Here is a 20,896-nt window from a genome sequence, read left to right as displayed (position 1 = left end):
CTTGTCCCCAGTGTATCACGTCATTCATAGTCGGCCCGACACATTGCCACGGTATCTTCTATCAGGCGACGCGCCACGGTGCCTGGCGGCGGGAGCAGCGGTAAATCGTCGTAGCGATACCAGTCGGCTGACAGCAGCTCTTTCGGGTCGATGACGATCTCGCCGCTGTCATATTCGGCCATAAAAGCGGTCATCAACGACTGCGGGAACGGCCACGGCTGGGAGGTGACATAGCGCAGGTTCTTCACCTTGATGCCGCTCTCTTCCATCACTTCCCGGGCGACAGCCTGCTCCAGCGTTTCGCCCACTTCGACAAACCCGGCCAGCACGGTATGCACCCCGTTACGATGACGCGTGTGTTGCGCCAGCAGGATGGTCTCTTCACGACGAATGGCGACGATGATGCACGGCGCGATTTGCGGGTAGTAACGTTCGCGGCAGTGGCCGCAGAGCATGGCCCACTCGGTTTTGCTTGGGTGCATGGTGTGACCACAGTAGCCGCAGTATTTATGCGAGCGATAAAACTCGGCCAACTGCACAGCACGCCCGGCCAGCTGGAACAGACCCACATCGAGATCGAGCACCTGGCGTACCGATCCCATATCGTGACGGCGATTTTGTTGGATCAACCACACAGGATCGCCCTGCCACTCCCCGATATTAAGTGCGGGTTGACCCGCAAGATCGAAATTTCCGGCCTCGCCATGTGGTAATTCACCACCGGGCAACCATAATTTTTGTTCATGGCTGACTAACCACCAGCCGCGATCCGATTTTTCAATTATACGATCCATATCTATTGCACTACCTTTGCTTCACAGGCATGTTGGTAACAATACTATTACATTTTGGGTGGGCAGCTTTTAATCTTAACCTTGCGGAGTCAAACATGCTAAACCAGCTAGAAAACCTGACAGAACGCGTTGGCGGATGTAACAACCTGGTCGATCGCTGGCTGCACGTGCGGAAACATCTGCTTGTTGCCTACTACAACCTTGTTGGCATTAAACCGGGCAAAGAGTCCTATATGCGCCTGAACGAAAAAGCGCTGGACGATTTCTGTCAGAGCCTGGTCGACTACCTTTCTAACGGCCATTTCAATATTTATGAGCGTATTATCGGTGAAATGGAAGGTAACAGTCCGTTTTTAGCGGCCACCAAACTCTATCCTCTGCTGGAAGCCAATACCCAGCAAATCATGGATTATTACGACTCCACGCTCGAGAATGCCATCGATCAGGATAATTATCTGGAATTTCAGCAGGCCCTCTCTGATATCGGCGAGGCGCTGGAGCAGCGGTTTACGCTGGAAGACAACCTGATCGCCCTTGCGCTGGATCACAATTTGAAAGCGAGTAACGAAGATAACGTCGCCCGACCGGCTTGAGTTATTTATCGTTAACGCGTAATTTACATTTACTGCTCCCGCTGTAGGGGAGCACATTCTTGTCGGAGTGCCCAGTGCGAAAGCCGGGCTGAGACCGTTAATTCGGGATCCGCGGAACCTGATCAGGTTAAAACCTGCGAAGGGAACAAGAGTCAATCTGTTCATGTATCGCCGCCGGGCGATCCTCTCTTGCTTCATCCGTCGTCTGACAAGCCACTTCCTCACTTTCTGGAACGAGCTATGTCTGCCACAAAATTGACCCGCCGCGAACAGCGCGCACAAGCCCAACACTTTATCGACACCCTGGAAGGCACCGCTTTCCCTAACTCAAAACGCATCTATCTGACCGGCTCCCGGGAGGATATTCGCGTGCCCATGCGCGAGATCCAGCTCAGTCCGACGCTCGTCGGCGGCAGCAAAGAGGCTCCCCAGTTTGAAGAGAACGAAGCAGTGCCGGTCTACGACACGTCCGGCCCGTACGGCGATCCGGCGATAACCATCAACGTGCAGCAGGGGCTGGCGAAACTGCGCCAACCCTGGATTGACGCACGTAACGATTGCGAAGCGCTAACCGAACAAAGCTCAGCTTACACCCGGGAGCGCCTGGCCGATGATGGTCTGGACGAGCTGCGCTTCACCGGCCTTCTTACGCCGAAACGTGCCAGAGCGGGCAAATGCGTCACCCAGCTGCACTACGCCCGTCAGGGGATCGTGACCCCGGAGATGGAGTTTATCGCCATTCGCGAAAACATGGGCCGCGAGCGCATCCGTACCGACGTGCTGCGCCACCAGCATCCGGGCGAAGGGTTTGGTGCCCGCCTGCCGGAGAACATCACCCCGGAGTTTGTCCGTGACGAAGTCGCTGCCGGGCGCGCCATTATCCCGGCCAACATTAACCACCCGGAGTCGGAGCCGATGATTATCGGCCGTAACTTCCTGGTGAAAGTGAATGCCAACATCGGTAACTCAGCGGTCACCTCGTCTATCGAAGAGGAGGTGGAGAAACTGGTCTGGTCGACCCGCTGGGGCGCGGACACGGTGATGGACCTCTCTACCGGGCGCTATATTCACGAAACCCGCGAGTGGATCCTGCGTAACAGCCCGGTGCCCATTGGTACGGTGCCCATCTACCAGGCGCTGGAGAAAGTGAACGGCATCGCCGAAGATCTCACCTGGGAGGCCTTCCGGGATACCCTGCTGGAGCAGGCCGAGCAAGGCGTCGACTACTTCACCATCCACGCCGGCGTGCTGCTGCGCTACGTGCCGATGACGGCTAAGCGCCTGACCGGTATCGTCTCCCGCGGCGGTTCAATCATGGCGAAATGGTGCCTCTCCCACCATCGGGAAAACTTCCTCTATGAACACTTCCGCGAAATCTGCGAGATCTGCGCCGCGTACGACGTGTCGCTGTCGCTGGGCGATGGCCTGCGTCCGGGCTCCATTCGCGATGCCAACGACGAGGCGCAGTTTGCCGAGCTGCACACCCTGGGCGAGCTGACCAAAATCGCCTGGGAGTATGACGTGCAGGTGATGATCGAAGGCCCGGGCCACGTGCCGATGCAGATGATCCGCCGCAACATGACCGAAGAGCTGGAGCACTGCCACGAAGCGCCGTTCTATACCCTGGGGCCGTTGACCACCGATATCGCACCGGGTTATGACCACTTCACCTCGGGGATTGGCGCGGCGATGATCGGCTGGTTCGGCTGCGCCATGCTCTGCTACGTCACGCCGAAAGAGCACCTCGGCCTGCCAAACAAAGAGGATGTAAAGCAGGGGCTGATCACCTACAAAATTGCCGCCCACGCTGCCGATCTGGCGAAGGGCCATCCGGGGGCGCAGATCCGCGATAACGCCATGTCAAAAGCGCGCTTCGAGTTCCGCTGGGAAGATCAGTTCAACCTCGCCCTCGACCCGTTCACCGCCCGCGCCTACCACGACGAAACCCTGCCGCAGGAGTCCGGCAAAGTGGCGCACTTCTGCTCCATGTGCGGGCCAAAATTCTGCTCGATGAAAATCAGCCAGGAGGTACGTGACTACGCCGCCGCGCAGACCATCGAAGTGGGCATGGCCGATATGTCGGAAACCTTCCGCGCCCGGGGCGGCGAAATCTACCTCAAAAAAGAGGAGGCGTAATGTATCAACCCAACTTTCCGCCGGTGCCCTTTCATCTGGGGCTCTATCCGGTGGTCGACAGCGTGGCGTGGATCGAACGCCTGCTCGCTGCGGGCGTAAAGACGATCCAGCTGCGCATTAAAGATAAACAGGACGATGAGGTAGAAGCCGACGTCATCACGGCCATTGCTCTGGGGCGTCGCTACGACGCCCGCCTGTTTATCAATGACTACTGGCGCCTGGCGATCAAGCACCAGGCTTACGGTGTCCATCTGGGCCAGGAGGATCTGGAGACCACCGAGCTTGAGGCCATTCGGGCTGCCGGGTTGCGTCTCGGCGTGTCGACCCACGACGATATGGAGATCGACGTGGCGCTGGCGGCGCGTCCCTCCTACATCGCGCTGGGGCACGTTTTCCCGACCCAAACCAAGCAGATGCCATCGGCCCCGCAGGGGCTGGAACAGCTGGCCCGCCATATCGACCGGCTCGGGGATTACCCCACCGTCGCCATCGGCGGTATCAGTCTCGAACGCGCGCCCGCGGTTCTGGCGACCGGTGTAGGGAGCATCGCGGTGGTGAGCGCCATTACTCAGGCCGACGACTGGCAGGCGGCGACAACACAGCTATTGCAACTGGCGGGGGCGGGCGATGAATGACCGTGACTTTATGCGCTACAGCCGCCAGATCCTGCTGGAAGATATCGCCATCGACGGGCAGCAAAAGCTGCTCGCCAGCCGGGTGCTGGTGGTCGGCCTGGGCGGGTTAGGCGCCCCGGCGGCGCTCTACCTGGCCGGCGCCGGGATCGGCACCCTGGTGCTGGCCGACAATGATGAGGTGCATCTGAGTAATTTGCAGCGCCAGATCCTCTTTACCACCGACGATATCGCCCAGCCAAAAGCGCAGGTGACAGAGCGTCGCCTACAGCAGCTTAATCCCGACATCCGGCTGATCGCCCTGCAGACCCGCCTGGCAGGCAGCGCGCTGCAGGAGGAGATTGCTCGCGCCGACGTGGTGCTGGACTGCACCGATAACATGGCTACCCGTCAGGCGATCAATGCCGCCTGTGTGATGCTCAATACGCCACTTATCACCGCCAGCGCCGTGGGCTTTGGCGGACAGATGATGGTGCTCACGCCCCCCTGGACCCAGGGCTGCTACCGCTGCCTGTGGCCGGATGATGAAGAGCCGCAGCGTAACTGCCGCACCGCGGGTATTGTCGGGCCGGTGGTTGGCGTGATGGGCACCCTGCAGGCGCTGGAGGCGATCAAGCTGCTCAGCGGCATCGAGGCCACGCGCAATACGCTACGCCTGTTCGACGCCCGGGCGGGAAGCTGGCGGCAGCTGGCTTTGCAGCACGCCAGCGGATGCCAGGTGTGTGGAGGGCGGCATGCGGATCCTGTTTAACGACGAACCGATGCAGTGCGTGGAGGGATTGACCGTCGCCACCCTGCTCTCCCAGCTATGCCAGTTAAAACCCGGGGTCGCGCTGGCCCTGAATCAACAGATCCTGCCGCGCGAGCAGTGGGAAAAACAGCAGGTGCGCGAAGGCGATCAGATCCTGCTCTTTCAGGTGATTGCCGGAGGCTAAGATGTTACGTATTGCTGATAAAACCTTTGATTCACATCTGTTTACCGGCACGGGAAAATTCGCCTCGCCGCAGCTGATGGTGGACGCGATCCGGGAGAGCGGCAGCCAGCTGGTGACGCTGGCCATGAAGCGGGTCGATCTGCGTAATCACAACGACGCCATTCTGGCGCCGCTGCTGGAGGCGGGCGTCAGCCTGCTGCCCAATACCTCCGGCGCCAAAACCGCGGAAGAGGCGCTATTCGCGGCCCGACTGGCGCGCGAGGCGCTGGGAACGCACTGGCTCAAACTGGAGATTCATCCCGACGCCCGCTGGCTGCTGCCCGATCCCATCGAGACGCTAAAGGGGGCAGAGATGCTGGTGAAAGAGGGATTCACCGTGCTGCCCTACTGCGGCGCCGATCCGGTGCTGTGCAAACGGCTCGAAGAGGCAGGCTGTGCGGCAGTGATGCCGCTCGGGGCACCGATAGGCTCCAATCAGGGGCTGGAAACCCGCGCGATGCTGGAGATCATTATTCAGCAGGCGACCGTGCCGGTGATCGTCGATGCCGGGATCGGCGTACCCAGCCACGCCGCGCAGGCGCTGGAGATGGGTGCCGACGCCGTACTGGTCAACACTGCCATTGCGGTCGCGGACGATCCGGTGATGATGGCGCGGGCGTTTCGTCTGGCGGTGGAGGCTGGCGTGCTGGCACGGCAGTCTGGCCCCGGCGCCCGGAGCGTTGAAGCCCATGCCACCAGCCCGTTAACCGGCTTTCTGGAGGCGTTATCATGAAAACCTTTACCGATCGCTGGCGCCAGCTCGACTGGGACGATATTCGCCTGCGCATCAACAGTAAAACTCCTGCGGATGTGGAGCGCGCGTTAAACGCCCGCCAGCTTACCCGCGAAGATATGATGGCCCTGCTCTCCCCCGCCGCCAGTGGCTATCTGGAGCCGATGGCGCAGCGAGCCCAGCGGCTGACCCGCCAGCGCTTTGGTAACACGGTGAGCTTTTATGTTCCGCTCTATCTCTCCAACCTCTGCGCGAACGACTGCACCTACTGCGGCTTCTCCATGAGCAACCACATCAAGCGCAAAACGCTGGATGAAAACGAAATTGCCCGGGAGTGCGCTGCGATCCGCGAGATGGGGTTTGAGCACCTGCTGCTGGTCACCGGTGAGCACCAGACCAAGGTCGGAATGGACTATTTTCGCCGCCATATCCCGGCGATTCGCCGCCAGTTCGCCTCGTTGCAGATGGAAGTACAACCGCTGTCAGAAGCAGAATATGGCGAACTGAAAACGCTGGGGCTGGACGGCGTACTGGTCTATCAGGAGACCTACCATGAAACGGTATACGCCCAGCACCATCTGAAAGGTAAAAAGCAGGATTTCTTCTGGCGGCTGGAGACCCCGGATCGGCTGGGACGCGCCGGGATCGACAAGATCGGCCTCGGGGCGCTAACCGGGCTTTCCGACAGCTGGCGCGTCGATAACTTTATGGTGGCGGAACATCTGCTGTGGCTGCAGCAGCACTACTGGCAGAGCCGGTATTCAATCTCTTTTCCCCGGCTGCGCCCCTGCGCCGGCGGGATCCAGCCCGCGTCGATCATGGATGAACGCCAGCTGGTGCAGACTATCTGCGCGTTTCGTCTGCTGGCACCGGAGGTGGAGCTGTCGCTCTCCACCCGGGAATCCCCCGCGTTTCGCGATCGCGTCATTCCTCTGGCGATTAATAACGTCAGCGCCTTTTCAAAAACCCAGCCCGGCGGCTATGCCGATGATCATCCCGAGCTGGAGCAGTTTGCGCCGCACGACAACCGTCGCCCGGAGGCTGTCGCCGAGGCGCTCAGTCTGCAGGGATTGCAGCCGGTCTGGAAAGACTGGGACAGCTGGCTGGGACGCGCCTCGCAATCAGGCTGAAAAAAACGGTAATCCGGTGAAGTTATTACGAGGCGTCACGTAACCTCATCAACGGGCCGTTGCTGTAACGCGCCCGGATTTTTACGCTTGTTTCGTCAGCAGAGGATGCTGACCAGGGCGGAAAGCTTCTTCCTCGTTTCGCCCTGCCTTCCCCATTCTGTAACAGTTGTAACCGGTTTCAGAAAATGCAGGTTTCTTTGTGATGCTTCACACACAATCGCGGTAATGCGGTTGTCGTAACGGACAGTGCGGGATAATTATCAATAAACACATGTACATTGGGGCTGACTATGAAGAACATCGTTTTATGCTGTGCAGCGGGAATGTCCACCAGCATGCTGGTTCAACGCATGAAAGACGCCGCACAGAAAAAAGGGGTCGACGTAACCATTAAAGCCGTACCGGTTGCTGAGTTTAAAGATGAAATCGCCGCAGCCGACATTGTGTTGCTTGGCCCGCAGGTCAAATATGAACTGAATAATCTTCAGGCCCAGGCGGAACCGCTGGGTAAGAAGGTCGCGGTTATCGACATGATGGATTATGGCATGATGAAAGGTGATGCCGTACTGGAAAAAGCCCTTAAACTGCTGGAGTGAGCCATGGAAGATTTAGAAACGATTATTATGGAACTGCTGGTGAATGCCGGTGCAGCCCGTAGCTCAGCATTAACCGCGCTGCAGATGGCGCGAAAAGGTGATTTTGCCGAGGCTGAAAAAGCGATGGAAGAGTCACGGGAGTTCGTCAAACAGGCGCATTCCATCCAGACTAAATTGATCGGTCTTGATGAAGGCACCGGCAAGCTGCCGGTAAATCTGATCACCGTTCACTCGCAGGATCACCTGATGAACGCGATGGTAATTCAGGATCTGGCCGGGGATATGATCGAGCTGTATCGCCGTTTGCCGCTGGTGAACTAACACCGAACCGTAGGCCGGGTAAGCGTAGCGCCACCCGGCAACAACCGCACCAGACTGCCGTACATCAGACAAAAAAAAACCCGCCGAAGCGGGTTTTTTAATGGGCTGACTTAACGATTACTCGTTGTCAGAACCGCCCAGGCCTGCGTTCAGCAGCTCTGCCAGGCTGGCAGAGGCATCTTCAGCAGTTACCTGCGGTGCAGCAGGGATTTCGCCCGCTGCGCGACGGCGCATACGATCCTGGTGGTAGGCATAACCGGTACCCGCCGGGATCAGACGACCCACGATAACGTTCTCTTTCAGACCGCGCAGTTCGTCGCGTTTGCCCGCAACGGCTGCTTCGGTAAGCACACGAGTGGTCTCCTGGAACGATGCCGCGGAGATGAAGGACTCGGTTGCCAGAGACGCTTTGGTGATACCCAGCAGATCGCGTGCGTAGGTCGCACTGAGTTTGCCGTTCGCTTCCAGATCGCGGTTAGCAATCTTAACGCGAGAGTATTCAACCTGCTCACCTTCGAGGAAGTCGGAGCTACCGGCATTCACGATGGTGGCTTTACGCAGCATCTGACGAACGATAACTTCGATGTGCTTATCGTTGATCTTAACGCCTTGCAGACGGTAAACGTCCTGTACTTCGTTGGTGATGTAACGCGTTACCGCGTGTACGCCACGAAGACGCAGAATGTCGTGCGGTGCTTCCGGACCGTCGGAAACCACGTCACCACGTTCTACACGTTCACCTTCAAACACGTTGAGCTGACGCCATTTTGGAATCATCTCTTCGTACGGATCGCTGCCATCCAGCGGCGTGATCACCAGACGGCGCTTCCCTTTGGTCTCTTTACCGAAGGAAATAATACCGCTGATTTCAGCCAGGATTGCCGGCTCTTTCGGACGACGTGCTTCGAACAGGTCCGCAACGCGCGGCAGACCACCGGTGATATCTTTGGTACCGCTGGATTCCTGAGGAATACGCGCCAGAGCATCACCCGCGCCGATCTGAATACCGTCTTCCAGCTGGACAATCGCTTTACCTGGCAGGAAGTACTGAGCCGGCATATCGGTGCCTGGGATCAGAACGTCGTTGCCGTTAGCATCAACGATTTTCAGTGCTGGACGCAGATCTTTACCACCCGCGGTACGTTCTGCAGAGTCCAGAACCACCAGGGAAGAGAGACCGGTCAGTTCGTCGGTCTGACGAGTAATCGTCTGGCCGTCGATCATATCGGTAAAGCGAATGAAGCCCGCCACTTCGGTGATAACCGGCATGGTGTGCGGATCCCAGTTTGCTACGGTTTCGCCGCCTGCAACCTGCTCGCCGTCGCCTTTCGCCATTACCGCACCGTAAGGCACTTTATAGCTCTCTTTGGTACGACCGAATTCGTCGATCAGTTTCAGCTCGGTGTTACGGGACGTGATAACCAGTTTACCGCTGGAGTTCACAACCGACTTCGCGTTGCTGAGCTTGATGCTACCTTTGTTTTTCACCTGGATGCTGGATTCAGCAGCCGCACGAGATGCCGCACCACCGATGTGGAACGTACGCATCGTCAGCTGTGTACCCGGTTCACCGATGGACTGTGCCGCGATAACACCGATTGCTTCACCTTTGTTGATGATGTGGCCACGCGCCAGGTCACGACCATAGCAGTGCGCACATACACCAAAGTCGGTGTCACAGGATACAACGGAACGTACTTTCACGGAGTCAACAGAGTTCACTTCCAGCAGATCACACCACTGCTCGTTCAGCAGGGTGTTACGTGGAACCAGAATGTCTGCAGTGCCCGGCTTCAGAACGTCTTCCGCGGTCACACGACCCAGTACGCGATCGCGCAGCGGCTCTTTAACATCACCACCCTCGATAACCGGGGTCATGGTGATACCTTCGAGGGTGCCACAATCGTCTTCGGTAACAACCAGGTCCTGCGCAACGTCTACCAGACGACGCGTCAGATAACCGGAGTTAGCTGTTTTCAGTGCGGTATCCGCCAGACCTTTACGCGCACCGTGCGTGGAGATGAAGTACTGGAGTACGTTCAGACCTTCACGGAAGTTCGCGGTGATTGGCGTTTCGATGATGGAGCCATCTGGCTTCGCCATCAGACCACGCATACCTGCCAGCTGACGAATCTGTGCTGCAGAACCACGCGCACCGGAGTCGGCCATCATGTAGATGCTGTTGAAGGAGACCTGCTGCTCTTCTTTACCTTCACGGTTGATTACCGTTTCAGTCTGCAGGTTGTCCATCATCGCTTTGGATACACGATCGTTCGCCGCTGCCCAGATATCGATAACTTTGTTATAGCGTTCGCCTGCGGTTACCAGACCAGACTGGAACTGCTCCTGGATCTCAGCAACTTCAGCTTCCGCTTCAGAGATGATCTCGTGTTTCTTCTCTGGGATGACCATGTCATCAATACCAACAGATGCACCTGAACGCGCTGCATAAGCAAAGCCGGTGTACATTGTCTGGTCAGCGAAGATAACGGTCGGCTTCAGACCCAGAATGCGGTAACAGGTGTTCAGCATTTTGGAGATCGCTTTCTTACCCAGCGCCTGGTTGACGATGGAGAAAGGCAGACCTTTCGGTACGATCATCCACAGAATGGCACGGCCAATGGTCGTGTCTTTCAGACTGGTTTTCGCAACGAATTCGCCGTTTTCATCTTTTTCATATTCGGTGATACGCACTTTAACGCGCGCATGCAGAGAGGCCAGGCCAGCGCGATAGATACGCTCAGCTTCTTTCGGGCCAGTCAGCACCATGCCTTCGCCTTTGGCGTTAACACAGTCACGGGTCATGTAGTACAGACCCAGTACAACGTCCTGAGAAGGAACGATGATTGGTTCACCGTTCGCTGGAGACAGGATGTTGTTAGTAGACATCATCAGCGCACGCGCTTCGAGCTGGGCTTCCAGCGTCAGCGGTACGTGAACAGCCATCTGGTCACCATCGAAGTCGGCGTTATAGGCCGCACAAACCAGCGGGTGCAGCTGGATAGCTTTACCTTCGATCAGTACTGGCTCAAATGCCTGGATACCCAGACGGTGCAGGGTTGGTGCACGGTTCAGCAGTACCGGGTGTTCGCGGATCACTTCGTCCAGGATATCCCAAACGACAGCTTCTTCACGCTCAACCATTTTCTTAGCGGCTTTGATGGTGGTGGCGAGGCCACGCAGTTCCAGCTTGCCGTAGATGAACGGTTTGAACAGCTCCAGCGCCATTTTCTTCGGCAGACCGCACTGATGCAGACGCAGGTATGGACCTACGGTGATTACAGAACGACCGGAGTAGTCAACACGCTTACCGAGCAGGTTCTGACGGAAACGACCCTGCTTACCTTTGATCATGTCGGCCAAAGATTTCAGAGGACGTTTGTTAGAACCGGTGATCGCACGACCGCGACGACCGTTATCCAGCAGGGCATCTACCGCTTCCTGCAGCATACGTTTTTCGTTGCGTACGATGATATCTGGCGCAGCCAGATCCAGCAGACGTTTCAGACGGTTGTTACGGTTAATGACGCGACGATAGAGATCGTTCAGGTCAGACGTCGCGAAACGACCACCATCCAGCGGAACCAGCGGACGCAGATCTGGCGGCAGAACCGGCAGAACGGTCAGGATCATCCACTCTGGTTTGTTACCAGACTGAACGAACGCTTCCAGCAGTTTGATACGCTTGGTCAGCTTTTTACGCTTGGTTTCGGAGTTGGTTTCGTTCAGCTCTTCACGCAGCTGCTCGCACTCTTGCTCCAGATCCATGCTCTTCAGCAGGGCCTGGATCGCTTCCGCACCCATCTTCGCGTCGAATTCGTCACCGAACTCTTCCAGCGCGTCCAGATACTGCTCTTCGGTCAGGATCTGGTTACGTTCCAGATTGGTCATGCCGCCTTCGATAACCACATAGGATTCGAAGTAAAGAACACGTTCGATATCGCGCAGTGGCATATCGAGCAGCAGGCCGATACGGGACGGCAGAGATTTCAGGAACCAGATGTGGGCAGTCGGAGACGCCAGCTCGATGTGGCCCATGCGCTCACGACGCACTTTAGTCTGGGTCACTTCAACGCCGCACTTCTCACAGATCACACCACGGTGTTTCAGGCGCTTGTACTTACCGCACAGGCACTCGTAATCTTTTACTGGCCCGAAAATACGCGCACAGAAAAGGCCGTCACGCTCAGGTTTGAACGTACGGTAGTTGATGGTTTCCGGCTTTTTAACTTCACCGAAAGACCATGAACGGATCATGTCTGGCGAGGCCAGAGCAATTTTGATCGCATCAAACTCTTCGGTTTTAGTTTGCGCTTTCAGAAACTTTAATAAGTCTTTCACGGATTTGCTCCCGTCGGAGTTAGCACAATCTGGTGTCGGGAGTTACCCCGACACCAGTGACCTGTTTGAGCGAGAGTTACTCGTCTTCCAGTTCGATGTTGATACCCAGCGAACGAATCTCTTTCAACAGTACGTTGAAGGACTCTGGCATGCCCGGCTCCATCTGATGGTTGCCGTCCACGATGTTTTTATACATCTTGGTACGACCGTTCACGTCATCAGACTTAACGGTGAGCATTTCCTGCAGGGTGTATGCTGCGCCATATGCTTCAAGCGCCCACACTTCCATCTCCCCGAAGCGCTGACCACCGAACTGCGCCTTACCACCCAGCGGCTGCTGAGTAACCAGGCTGTAAGAACCGGTAGAACGCGCGTGCATCTTGTCATCAACCAGGTGGTTCAGTTTCAGCATGTACATGTAGCCAACGGTTACCTGGCGCTCGAACTGCTCACCGGTACGACCGTCGAACAGAGTGATCTGGCCAGAACTTGGCAGGCCACCCAGCTGTAACAGTTCCTTGATTTCAGACTCTTTCGCACCATCGAAGACAGGCGTTGCGATTGGCATACCCTTACGCAGGTTTTCAGCCAGACGCATCACTTCTTCATCGCTGAAGGTGTTCAGGTCGACTTTCTGGCAAACGTCGGTACCCAGATCGTACGCACGCTGGATGAATTCGCGCAGTTTCGCGACTTCCTGCTGCTGTTTCAGCATGGCGTTAATCTTGTCGCCGATACCTTTCGCAGCCATACCCAGGTGGGTTTCAAGGATCTGACCGATGTTCATACGAGACGGTACGCCCAGTGGGTTCAGTACGATGTCTACCGGCGTGCCGTTTTCATCGTAAGGCATATCTTCGATCGGGTTGATCTTAGAGATAACACCCTTGTTACCGTGACGACCCGCCATCTTATCACCAGGCTGGATCTGACGTTTAACGGCCAGATAAACCTTAACAATCTTCAGCACGCCCGGTGCCAGATCGTCGCCCTGAGTGATTTTGCGGCGTTTCGCTTCGAGTTTCTTCTCGAACTCGTGTTTCAGTTCGTCATACTGCTCAGCCAGCTGTTCCAGCTGATTTTGTTTCTCTTCGTCGGCCAGGCCCAGTTCCAGCCAGCGGTCACGCGGCAGCTTGTCGAGCTTCTCAGCTTCAACACCACCGGAAACCAGCACCGCGTAGATACGACCAAACAGGCCAGCTTCAAGGATCTGCAGCTCTTCAGACAGGTCTTTCTTAGCCTGCTTCAGCTGCATCTCTTCGATTTCCAGCGCACGTTTGTCTTTTTCTACGCCATCGCGAGTAAAGACCTGTACGTCGATAACCGTACCGGAAACACCGTTCGGTACGCGCAGAGAAGAGTCTTTAACGTCAGACGCTTTCTCACCGAAGATCGCGCGCAGCAGTTTCTCTTCTGGCGTCAGCTGGGTTTCACCTTTCGGCGTTACCTTACCAACCAGAATGTCGCCGCCGGTCACTTCCGCACCGATGTAAACGATACCGGATTCATCCAGTTTGGAGAGCGCAGCTTCACCCACGTTAGGGATGTCAGCGGTGATCTCTTCTGGCCCCAGCTTGGTGTCACGGGAGACACAGGCCAGTTCCTGGATGTGAATAGTGGTGAAACGATCTTCCTGAACCACACGCTCGGAGACGAGGATGGAGTCTTCGAAGTTGTAACCGTTCCACGGCATGAACGCTACGCGCATGTTCTGACCGAGCGCCAGTTCACCGAGGTCGGTGGAAGGACCGTCTGCCAGCACGTCGCCGCGCTCAACTGGCTCACCCAGAGATACGCAAGGCATCTGGTTGATACAGGTGTTCTGGTTAGAACGGGTGTATTTGGTCAGGTTGTAGATGTCGATACCCGCTTCGCCTGGGTACATCTCGTCTTCGTTAACTTTGATAACGATACGGGATGCATCCACGTACTGAACGGTACCGCCACGTTTAGCAACTGCAGTTACACCGGAGTCAACGGCAACAGCACGTTCCATACCGGTACCAACCAGCGGCTTATCAGCGCGCAGAGTCGGAACCGCCTGACGTTGCATGTTCGCACCCATCAATGCACGGTTGGCGTCATCGTGTTCCAGGAACGGGATCAGGGACGCACCGACGGAAACCACCTGCTGGGTGGAAACGTCCATGTAGTCAACCTGGTCGTTGCTGAACAAGCTGGATTCACCTTTGCTACGGCAGGTAACGAGGTCATCAACAAAGCGACCTTCTTCGTCCAGGTTGGTGTTCGCCTGGGCGATAACGTAGTTACCTTCTTCGATAGCAGACAGGTAGTGAATTTCGTCGGTTACAACACCGTCAGTCACTTTACGGTACGGGGTCTCGAGGAAGCCGTATTCGTTCGTCTGTGCGTACACGGACAGGGAGTTGATCAGACCGATGTTTGGACCTTCAGGCGTTTCGATTGGACATACGCGACCGTAGTGGGTCGGGTGTACGTCTCGAACTTCGAAGCCTGCGCGCTCACGGGTCAGACCGCCTGGGCCGAGTGCAGAGATACGACGCTTGTGCGTGATCTCAGACAGCGGGTTGTTCTGGTCCATAAACTGAGACAGCTGGCTGGAACCAAAGAACTCTTTCACTGCTGCGGAGATCGGCTTGGCGTTGATCATATCCTGAGGCATCAGGGTATCCAGATCGCCCAGAGACAGACGCTCTTTCACCGCACGCTCTACACGTACCAGGCCAACGCGGAACTGGTTTTCCGCCATTTCGCCTACGGAACGGATACGACGGTTGCCGAGGTGGTCGATATCGTCCACTTCGCCTTTACCGTTACGGATATCGATGAGCTTCTTCATCACTTCGATGATGTCTTCTTTGCTCAGGATACCGGAACCTTCGATCGTGTCACGCAGCAGAGAACGGTTGAACTTCATACGACCAACCGCGGAGAGATCGTAGCGGTCTTCGGAGAAGAACAGGTTCTCGAACAGGCTTTCAGCCGCTTCGCGAGTTGGTGGCTCACCAGGGCGCATCATGCGGTAGATTTCTACCAGCGCGCTCAGACGATCGGTGGTTGGGTCGACACGTACGGTTTCGGACATGTACGGACCGTGGTCCAGATCGTTGGTGAACAGCGTTTCGATACGCTTGTGGCCAGACTGGCTCAGCTTAGCCAGCAGATCCAGGCTCAGCTCCATGTTCGCTGGGCAGATCAGCTCGCCAGTAGATGCATCAACGTAATCTTTTGCTGCAACTTTGCCAGCAATGTACTCAACCGGAACTTCGATGTGTTTGATTTCATCTTTTTCCAGCTGACGGATGTGGCGCGCAGTAATACGGCGGCCTTTTTCCACATACACTTTGCCGTTGGCTTCGATGTCGAACGACGCGGTATCACCACGCAGACGCTCTGGCACCAGTTCCATTTGCAGCTTGTTGTCGCGAATTTCAAAGACAACTTTCTCAAAGAACAGATCAAGAATCTGCTCAGTGGTGTAGTTCAGCGCACGCAGAATGATGGTCGCAGGCAGTTTACGACGACGGTCGATACGGACAAACAGGTTGTCTTTCGGATCGAACTCGAAGTCCAGCCAGGAACCACGGTAAGGAATGATACGCGCGTTATACAGTACTTTACCGGAAGAGTGCGTTTTACCTTTATCGCTGTCGAAGAAGACGCCCGGGCTACGGTGCAGCTGGGAAACGATAACACGCTCAGTACCGTTGATAACGAAAGTACCGTTGTCGGTCATGAGCGGAATTTCGCCCATGTAGACTTCTTGTTCTTTGATGTCTTTAACGGTGCCTTCCGGCGCTTCGCGCTCGTAGATCACCAGACGCAGTTTAACGCGCAGCGGTGCCGAGTAGGTCACGCCACGGATTTGACATTCCTGAACGTCAAATACCGGTTCGCCAAGGCGGTAGCTGACGTATTGCAGCTCGGAGTTACCGCTGTAGCTCTTAATCGGGAATACGGAACGGAAGGCTGCTTCCAGGCCGTACTGCCCTTCAGGATCTTGCTCGATAAACTTCTGGAACGAGTCAAGCTGGATAGAAAGGAGATATGGAATGTCCAGAACTTGTGGACGTTTACCAAAATCCTTACGAATACGTTTTTTCTCGGTATAGGAGTAAACCATAGGGTTCCTCAGCTCGCTGACAAGTCGACCCATCTGTCCATTGGCGGACAGTTTGTGCAACACCATTTTGTTGATCGGAAAATCGAACACTTTCCGCAATGCCTGTTGCTATCACGCTTAAACCATTTCATTGCGATTTACCCAGAGCGAGCACCCTGTCGCAGTATATTAAGTCGTCGATAGAAACAAGCATTGTCAGGACAACCAGCAGTCAAACAGTGTGAAACGCTACTGGCGCCTTACAGCGCAAAAAGGCTGGTGACCAAAAAGTCACCAGCCATCAGCCTAATTTCTCAGGCTGCAACCGGAAGGGTTGGCTTATTTAACTTCAACTTCAGCGCCAGCTTCTTCCAGAGATTTTTTCAGTGCTTCTGCGTCGTCTTTGCTCACGCCTTCTTTCAGCGCAGCTGGAGCAGATTCTACCAGGTCTTTAGCTTCTTTCAGACCCAGGCCAGTTGCAGCACGTACTGCTTTGATTACAGCAACTTTGTTCGCGCCAGCAGCTTTCAGAACTACGTCGAATTCAGTTTTTTCTTCAGCAGCTTCAACCGGGCCAGCAGCTACAGCTACAGCAGCAGCAGCGGAAACACCGAATTTTTCTTCCATTGCAGAGATCAGTTCTACAACGTCCATTACGGACATAGCGGATACTGCTTCAATGATTTGATCTTTAGTGATAGACATTTAAATTGTTCCTGAAAATCAGAATAAGTTTATACGTAAGCGAATACTTGATAAAGAGGACTGCTATTAAGCAGCTTCTTTCGCATCGCGAACAGCAGCCAGAGTGCGTACCAGTTTGCCAGCCGAAGCTTCTTTCATGGTTGCCATCAGGCGTGCAATTGCTTCTTCGTAGGTCGGCAGGGTTGCCAGGCGATCGATTTGCGATGCCGGGATCAACTCACCTTCAAAGGCTGCAGCTTTAACCTCGAATTTTGCATTCGCTTTCGCGAACTCTTTGAACAGACGAGCAGCAGCGCCCGGGTGTTCCATAGAGTATGCAATCAAGGTTGGACCAACAAACGTGTCTTTCAGGCACTCGAAAGGAGTACCTTCAACTACGCGGCGCAGCAGGGTGTTACGAACAACACGCATGTAAACGCCAGCTTCACGACCTGCTTTACGCAGTTCAGTCATTTTATCTACAGTAACGCCACGGGAATCCGCAACTACTGCAGACAGCGCGCCTTTGGCTACTTCGCTGACTTCAGCAACAATCGCTTGTTTGTCTTGAAGATTTAAAGCCATTAGCTTTGCTCCTGGATGTTTGCCAGGGCTCATGCCCTGGAACTCACTTCACTCTTCCCAACGGGAAGAGCGTCTAAATACGGTGAGCAGAAACAAGCCAGAGTATCAAAAAATAATCTTAGCGTTCTGTCACCGTCTACGCAGGGGATTAAGCCTCTTGCGAGACACCTGCGGTCTTCGACGGAGGCCTGGATAGGCCAGGCTCCAACGAACAATTCGGTTACCCGCTAACCTGAGTTAGCAAACGTGGGCGAAGATTGTAGACAAATTCGCCGCCCACGTAAAGGTATTAGTTTGCAGCAGCGCTCAGGCCAGCCTGGTCAACTGCAACACCTGCACCCATGGTGGTGGAGATGCTAACTTTCTTGATGTACACGCCTTTCGCCTGAGTTGGTTTTGCTTTTTTCAGCGCAACCAGCAGAGCTTCCAGGTTTTCTTTCAGTTTGTCAGCGTCGAAGTCCACTTTACCGATGGTGGTGTGGATGATGCCGTTTTTGTCGTTACGATAACGAACCTGACCTGCTTTAGCGTTCTTAACCGCTTCAGCAACGTTAGGAGTTACAGTACCCACTTTCGGGTTTGGCATCAGGCCGCGTGGACCCAGAACCTGGCCCAGCTGGCCAACAACGCGCATTGCATCTGGAGATGCGATAACAACGTCAAAGTTCATTTCGCCTTTCTTGATCTGGTCAGCCAGATCTTCCATACCTACCAGCTCAGCGCCTGCAGCTTTAGCAGCTTCAGCGTTTGCGCCCTGGGCAAATACGGCTACGCGAACGGAACGGCCAGTACCGTGTGGCAGTACAGTTGCACCACGTACGTTCTGATCAGATTTACGAGCGTCGATACCGAGGTTTACAGCAACGTCAACGCTTTCAACGAACTTAGCGGTAGCCAGTTCTTTCAGCAGAGCGATAGCTTCGTTGATTTCGTACTGTTTGGTCGCATCAACTTTGTCACGGATCACGGACATGCGCTTGGTCAGTTTAGCCATTTCTTAGTCCTCCACTACCAGGCCCATGGAACGTGCAGTACCTTCGATGGAGCGAGTCATCGCTTCAATGTCGGAACCAGTCATGTCGGCAGCTTTGGTCTGCGCGATTTCCTGCAGCTGAGCGCGGGAAATTTTACCTACTTTGTCTTTGTTCGGCTTGCCGGAACCAGACTTGATACCAGCCGCTTTTTTCAGCAGAACTGCTGCCGGCGGGGTCTTGGTAACGAAAGTGAAAGAACGGTCAGCGTAAACAGTGATTACGACTGGGATTGGCAGACCTTTTTCCAGGGATTCGGTTTTGGCGTTGAACGCTTTACAGAATTCCATGATGTTCACACCCTGCTGACCCAGAGCTGGACCAACTGGTGGACTTGGGTTCGCCATACCAGCTGCAACCTGCAGCTTGACGTAGGCTTGTACTTTCTTAGCCATTCTAAAATCCTCTGATTGGGTTATAGCGCCTCAAGGAGGCTCCCCGTGATAAAATTCGTTTTACGGATTGCATCCATAAAAACAAAAGGCGCGAAATTGTATTCCAATCTCGCGCCCTGTGCAACGTTTAAATCGTCGCTTTTTTGATCGCTGCTTAGGCTTTTTCTACCTGAGCGAAGTCCAGCTCTACCGGGGTCGCACGACCGAAGATAGAAACAGAAACTTTCAGGCGGGACTTCTCGTAGTCCACTTCTTCAACCACACCGTTAAAGTCAGCAAACGGACCGTCATTAACACGTACCATTTCACCCGGTTCAAACAGCGTTTTCGGACGCGGCTTATCACCAACCTGCTGCAGGCGGTTCATAATCGCATCAACTTCTTTATCGCTGATTGGCGCCGGACGGTCAGACGTGCCGCCGATAAAGCCCATTACGCGCGGTACGCTGCGCACTAAGTGCCAGCTTGCGTCGTTCATCACCATCTGAACAAGCACGTAACCCGGGAAGAATTTGCGCTCGCTTTTGCGACGCTGGCCGCCACGGATCTCGACCACTTCTTCGGTCGGAACCATAACTTCACCAAACAACTCTTCCATGTTGTGTAATTTGATATGCTCACGCAGCGACGTTGCTACGCGGCCTTCAAAACCGGAAAACGCCTGAACGACGTACCAGCGCTTTTTAGGGGCTTCAGACATCTCAGAACCTCAGGCCAGTGATAAAGGATACCAGGCGAACCAGAATACCATCCAGTCCCCACAGGATCAGTGACATTACAGCGGTAACCGCAGCTACAATCAGCGTGGTGTGCAATGTTTCCTGGCGAGTCGGCCAAATGACCTTACGGACTTCCGTTCTCGCTTCGCGGGCAAAAGCGACGGTCGCTTTACCTTTGGTCGTCAACAGCGCGACACCACCCGCTGCAGCAATCAGAATTACCACTGCCAGCGCGCGTAGCGGCAGCATCATGTCACGATAAAGGTAGTTGCCCACGATTGCTACGATCAACAATACGGCTACTACTACCCATTTCATCGCTTCCAGGCCGCGCCCGCTCCCTTGAGCTTCGGTATTCGCACTCATAAACCAACCTGTCAGAAGTATTCTACAAACATTTTCACCCCGCGAGCGCGAGGCAAACCAAATCGAAATGCTAATTCGCTTTTCGGATTATACGCTCTCTGCAGAGCCTGTCTCAGCAATGATTATGACAAAAATAATCACTGATGAGCCAGGTTCTGATGTGAAAGCGTGCAAAAAGGGCATCAAATGATGCCCTTTTCATGCGCATTGCGTCAAATGTTATCAGCAATTAGCCGAGAACTTTAGCAACCACGCCCGCGCCAACGGTACGGCCGCCTTCGCGGATTGCGAAACGCAGACCATCGTCCATTGCGATTGGGTGGATCAGGGTAACAACCATTTTGATGTTGTCGCCTGGCATTACCATCTCAACGCCTTCTGGCAGTTCAATGGTACCGGTCACGTCAGTAGTACGGAAGTAGAACTGTGGACGGTAGCCTTTGAAGAACGGAGTATGACGGCCGCCTTCGTCTTTGGACAGGATGTACACTTCAGATTCGAACTTGGTGTGTGGCTTGATTGAGCCTGGCTTCGCCAGAACCTGACCACGTTCGATTTCTTCACGCTTGATACCACGCAGCAGAACACCAACGTTCTCACCAGCACGGCCTTCGTCCAGCAGTTTGCGGAACATTTCAACGCCAGTACAGGTAGATTTCGCAGTNTCTTTGATACCAACGATTTCAACTTCTTCACCCACTTTGATGATACCGCGCTCTACACGACCGGTAACAACGGTACCACGACCGGAGATGGAGAATACGTCTTCGATTGGCAGCAGG

General features: G+C 55.1%; 18 protein-coding genes, 2 pseudogenes and 1 riboswitch. Of the genes and pseudogenes, 9 read left to right on the top strand and 11 right to left on the bottom strand.

Annotation, left to right across the window (positions count from 1 at the left end):
• Nucleotides 1-20: 20 nt before the first annotated feature.
• The gene (nudC, locus tag ACOKCT_RS22205; RefSeq protein ID WP_103177811.1) at nt 21-794 is read right to left on the bottom strand and encodes an NAD(+) diphosphatase; all 774 of its coding nucleotides are present in this window, start codon (nt 792-794) and stop codon (nt 21-23) included.
• Between the two features lie 95 nt (nt 795-889).
• Between nudC and rsd the strand changes: the two genes are divergently transcribed.
• From rsd to ACOKCT_RS22160, 9 genes are all read left to right on the top strand, one after another.
• Nucleotides 890-1,387, top strand: coding sequence for a sigma D regulator (gene rsd, locus ACOKCT_RS22200; protein ID WP_103825473.1), 498 nt, complete (start codon nt 890-892; stop codon nt 1,385-1,387).
• A 53-nt stretch (nt 1,388-1,440) separates the two neighbouring features.
• A riboswitch (TPP riboswitch) is annotated at nt 1,441-1,549 on the top strand.
• 78 nt (nt 1,550-1,627) lie between these two features.
• A complete protein-coding gene (gene thiC / locus ACOKCT_RS22195; RefSeq protein WP_103177809.1) occupies nt 1,628-3,523 on the top strand; it encodes a phosphomethylpyrimidine synthase ThiC in 1,896 nt (631 codons plus the stop codon).
• Nucleotides 3,523-4,158, top strand: a complete 636-nt coding sequence (gene thiE / locus ACOKCT_RS22190; RefSeq protein WP_103177808.1) for a thiamine phosphate synthase — start codon at nt 3,523-3,525, stop codon at nt 4,156-4,158. Before thiC ends, thiE begins: the two co-directional genes overlap by 1 nt.
• Nucleotides 4,151-4,906, top strand: a complete 756-nt coding sequence (locus ACOKCT_RS22185) for a HesA/MoeB/ThiF family protein (RefSeq protein ID WP_103177807.1) — start codon at nt 4,151-4,153, stop codon at nt 4,904-4,906. Before thiE ends, ACOKCT_RS22185 begins: the two co-directional genes overlap by 8 nt.
• Nucleotides 4,890-5,090: a sulfur carrier protein ThiS gene (gene thiS, locus ACOKCT_RS22180; RefSeq protein WP_103177806.1), complete on the top strand. Its 201-nt coding sequence runs from the start codon at nt 4,890-4,892 to the stop codon at nt 5,088-5,090. Before ACOKCT_RS22185 ends, thiS begins: the two co-directional genes overlap by 17 nt.
• A gap of 1 nt (nt 5,091) precedes the next feature.
• A complete protein-coding gene (thiG, locus tag ACOKCT_RS22175) occupies nt 5,092-5,862 on the top strand; it encodes a thiazole synthase (RefSeq protein WP_103177805.1) in 771 nt (256 codons plus the stop codon).
• The gene (gene thiH / locus ACOKCT_RS22170; protein ID WP_103177804.1) at nt 5,859-6,992 is read left to right on the top strand and encodes a 2-iminoacetate synthase ThiH; all 1,134 of its coding nucleotides are present in this window, start codon (nt 5,859-5,861) and stop codon (nt 6,990-6,992) included. The genes thiG and thiH overlap by 4 nt, the downstream gene beginning before the upstream one ends.
• A gap of 290 nt (nt 6,993-7,282) precedes the next feature.
• Nucleotides 7,283-7,588 carry a PTS sugar transporter subunit IIB gene (locus ACOKCT_RS22165; RefSeq protein WP_103177803.1) on the top strand — a complete coding sequence of 102 codons (306 nt, stop codon included), beginning with the start codon at nt 7,283-7,285 and terminating at the stop codon, nt 7,586-7,588.
• A gap of 3 nt (nt 7,589-7,591) precedes the next feature.
• Nucleotides 7,592-7,909, top strand: coding sequence for a PTS lactose/cellobiose transporter subunit IIA (locus ACOKCT_RS22160; protein WP_039028884.1), 318 nt, complete (start codon nt 7,592-7,594; stop codon nt 7,907-7,909).
• 117 nt (nt 7,910-8,026) lie between these two features.
• On the opposite strand, the gene rpoC is transcribed toward ACOKCT_RS22160, so the two are convergent.
• The 10 genes and pseudogenes from rpoC to ACOKCT_RS22110 all read right to left on the bottom strand — a co-directional run.
• Nucleotides 8,027-12,250 carry a DNA-directed RNA polymerase subunit beta' gene (rpoC, locus tag ACOKCT_RS22155; protein ID WP_103177802.1) on the bottom strand — a complete coding sequence of 1,408 codons (4,224 nt, stop codon included), beginning with the start codon at nt 12,248-12,250 and terminating at the stop codon, nt 8,027-8,029.
• 76 nt (nt 12,251-12,326) lie between these two features.
• Complete coding sequence (gene rpoB, locus ACOKCT_RS22150; RefSeq protein ID WP_103177801.1) at nt 12,327-16,355, bottom strand: DNA-directed RNA polymerase subunit beta; 4,029 nt, start codon at nt 16,353-16,355, stop codon at nt 12,327-12,329.
• A gap of 318 nt (nt 16,356-16,673) precedes the next feature.
• Complete coding sequence (rplL, locus tag ACOKCT_RS22145; RefSeq protein ID WP_103177800.1) at nt 16,674-17,039, bottom strand: 50S ribosomal protein L7/L12; 366 nt, start codon at nt 17,037-17,039, stop codon at nt 16,674-16,676.
• A 66-nt stretch (nt 17,040-17,105) separates the two neighbouring features.
• The gene (gene rplJ, locus ACOKCT_RS22140; RefSeq protein ID WP_004097644.1) at nt 17,106-17,603 is read right to left on the bottom strand and encodes a 50S ribosomal protein L10; all 498 of its coding nucleotides are present in this window, start codon (nt 17,601-17,603) and stop codon (nt 17,106-17,108) included.
• 289 nt (nt 17,604-17,892) lie between these two features.
• Nucleotides 17,893-18,597 carry a 50S ribosomal protein L1 gene (rplA, locus tag ACOKCT_RS22135; protein WP_103177798.1) on the bottom strand — a complete coding sequence of 235 codons (705 nt, stop codon included), beginning with the start codon at nt 18,595-18,597 and terminating at the stop codon, nt 17,893-17,895.
• A gap of 3 nt (nt 18,598-18,600) precedes the next feature.
• A complete protein-coding gene (gene rplK / locus ACOKCT_RS22130) occupies nt 18,601-19,029 on the bottom strand; it encodes a 50S ribosomal protein L11 (protein ID WP_004097640.1) in 429 nt (142 codons plus the stop codon).
• Between the two features lie 154 nt (nt 19,030-19,183).
• Nucleotides 19,184-19,729: a transcription termination/antitermination protein NusG gene (gene nusG / locus ACOKCT_RS22125; protein WP_003862341.1), complete on the bottom strand. Its 546-nt coding sequence runs from the start codon at nt 19,727-19,729 to the stop codon at nt 19,184-19,186.
• 1 nt (nt 19,730) lies between these two features.
• Nucleotides 19,731-20,114: a preprotein translocase subunit SecE gene (gene secE, locus ACOKCT_RS22120; protein WP_003862342.1), complete on the bottom strand. Its 384-nt coding sequence runs from the start codon at nt 20,112-20,114 to the stop codon at nt 19,731-19,733.
• 229 nt (nt 20,115-20,343) lie between these two features.
• Nucleotides 20,344-20,778 (bottom strand): annotated as a pseudogene (locus ACOKCT_RS22115) (EF-Tu/IF-2/RF-3 family GTPase); the annotation flags it as partial.
• Between the two features lies 1 nt (nt 20,779).
• Nucleotides 20,780-20,896 (bottom strand): annotated as a pseudogene (locus tag ACOKCT_RS22110) (elongation factor Tu); the annotation flags it as partial.

Source organism: Leclercia sp. M-A074-M, assembly GCF_965195605.1.
Lineage (GTDB): Bacteria > Pseudomonadota > Gammaproteobacteria > Enterobacterales > Enterobacteriaceae > Enterobacter.
The sequence above is the reverse complement of the archived record's forward strand: the minus strand, read 5'-3'. Positions and strand labels throughout refer to the sequence as shown.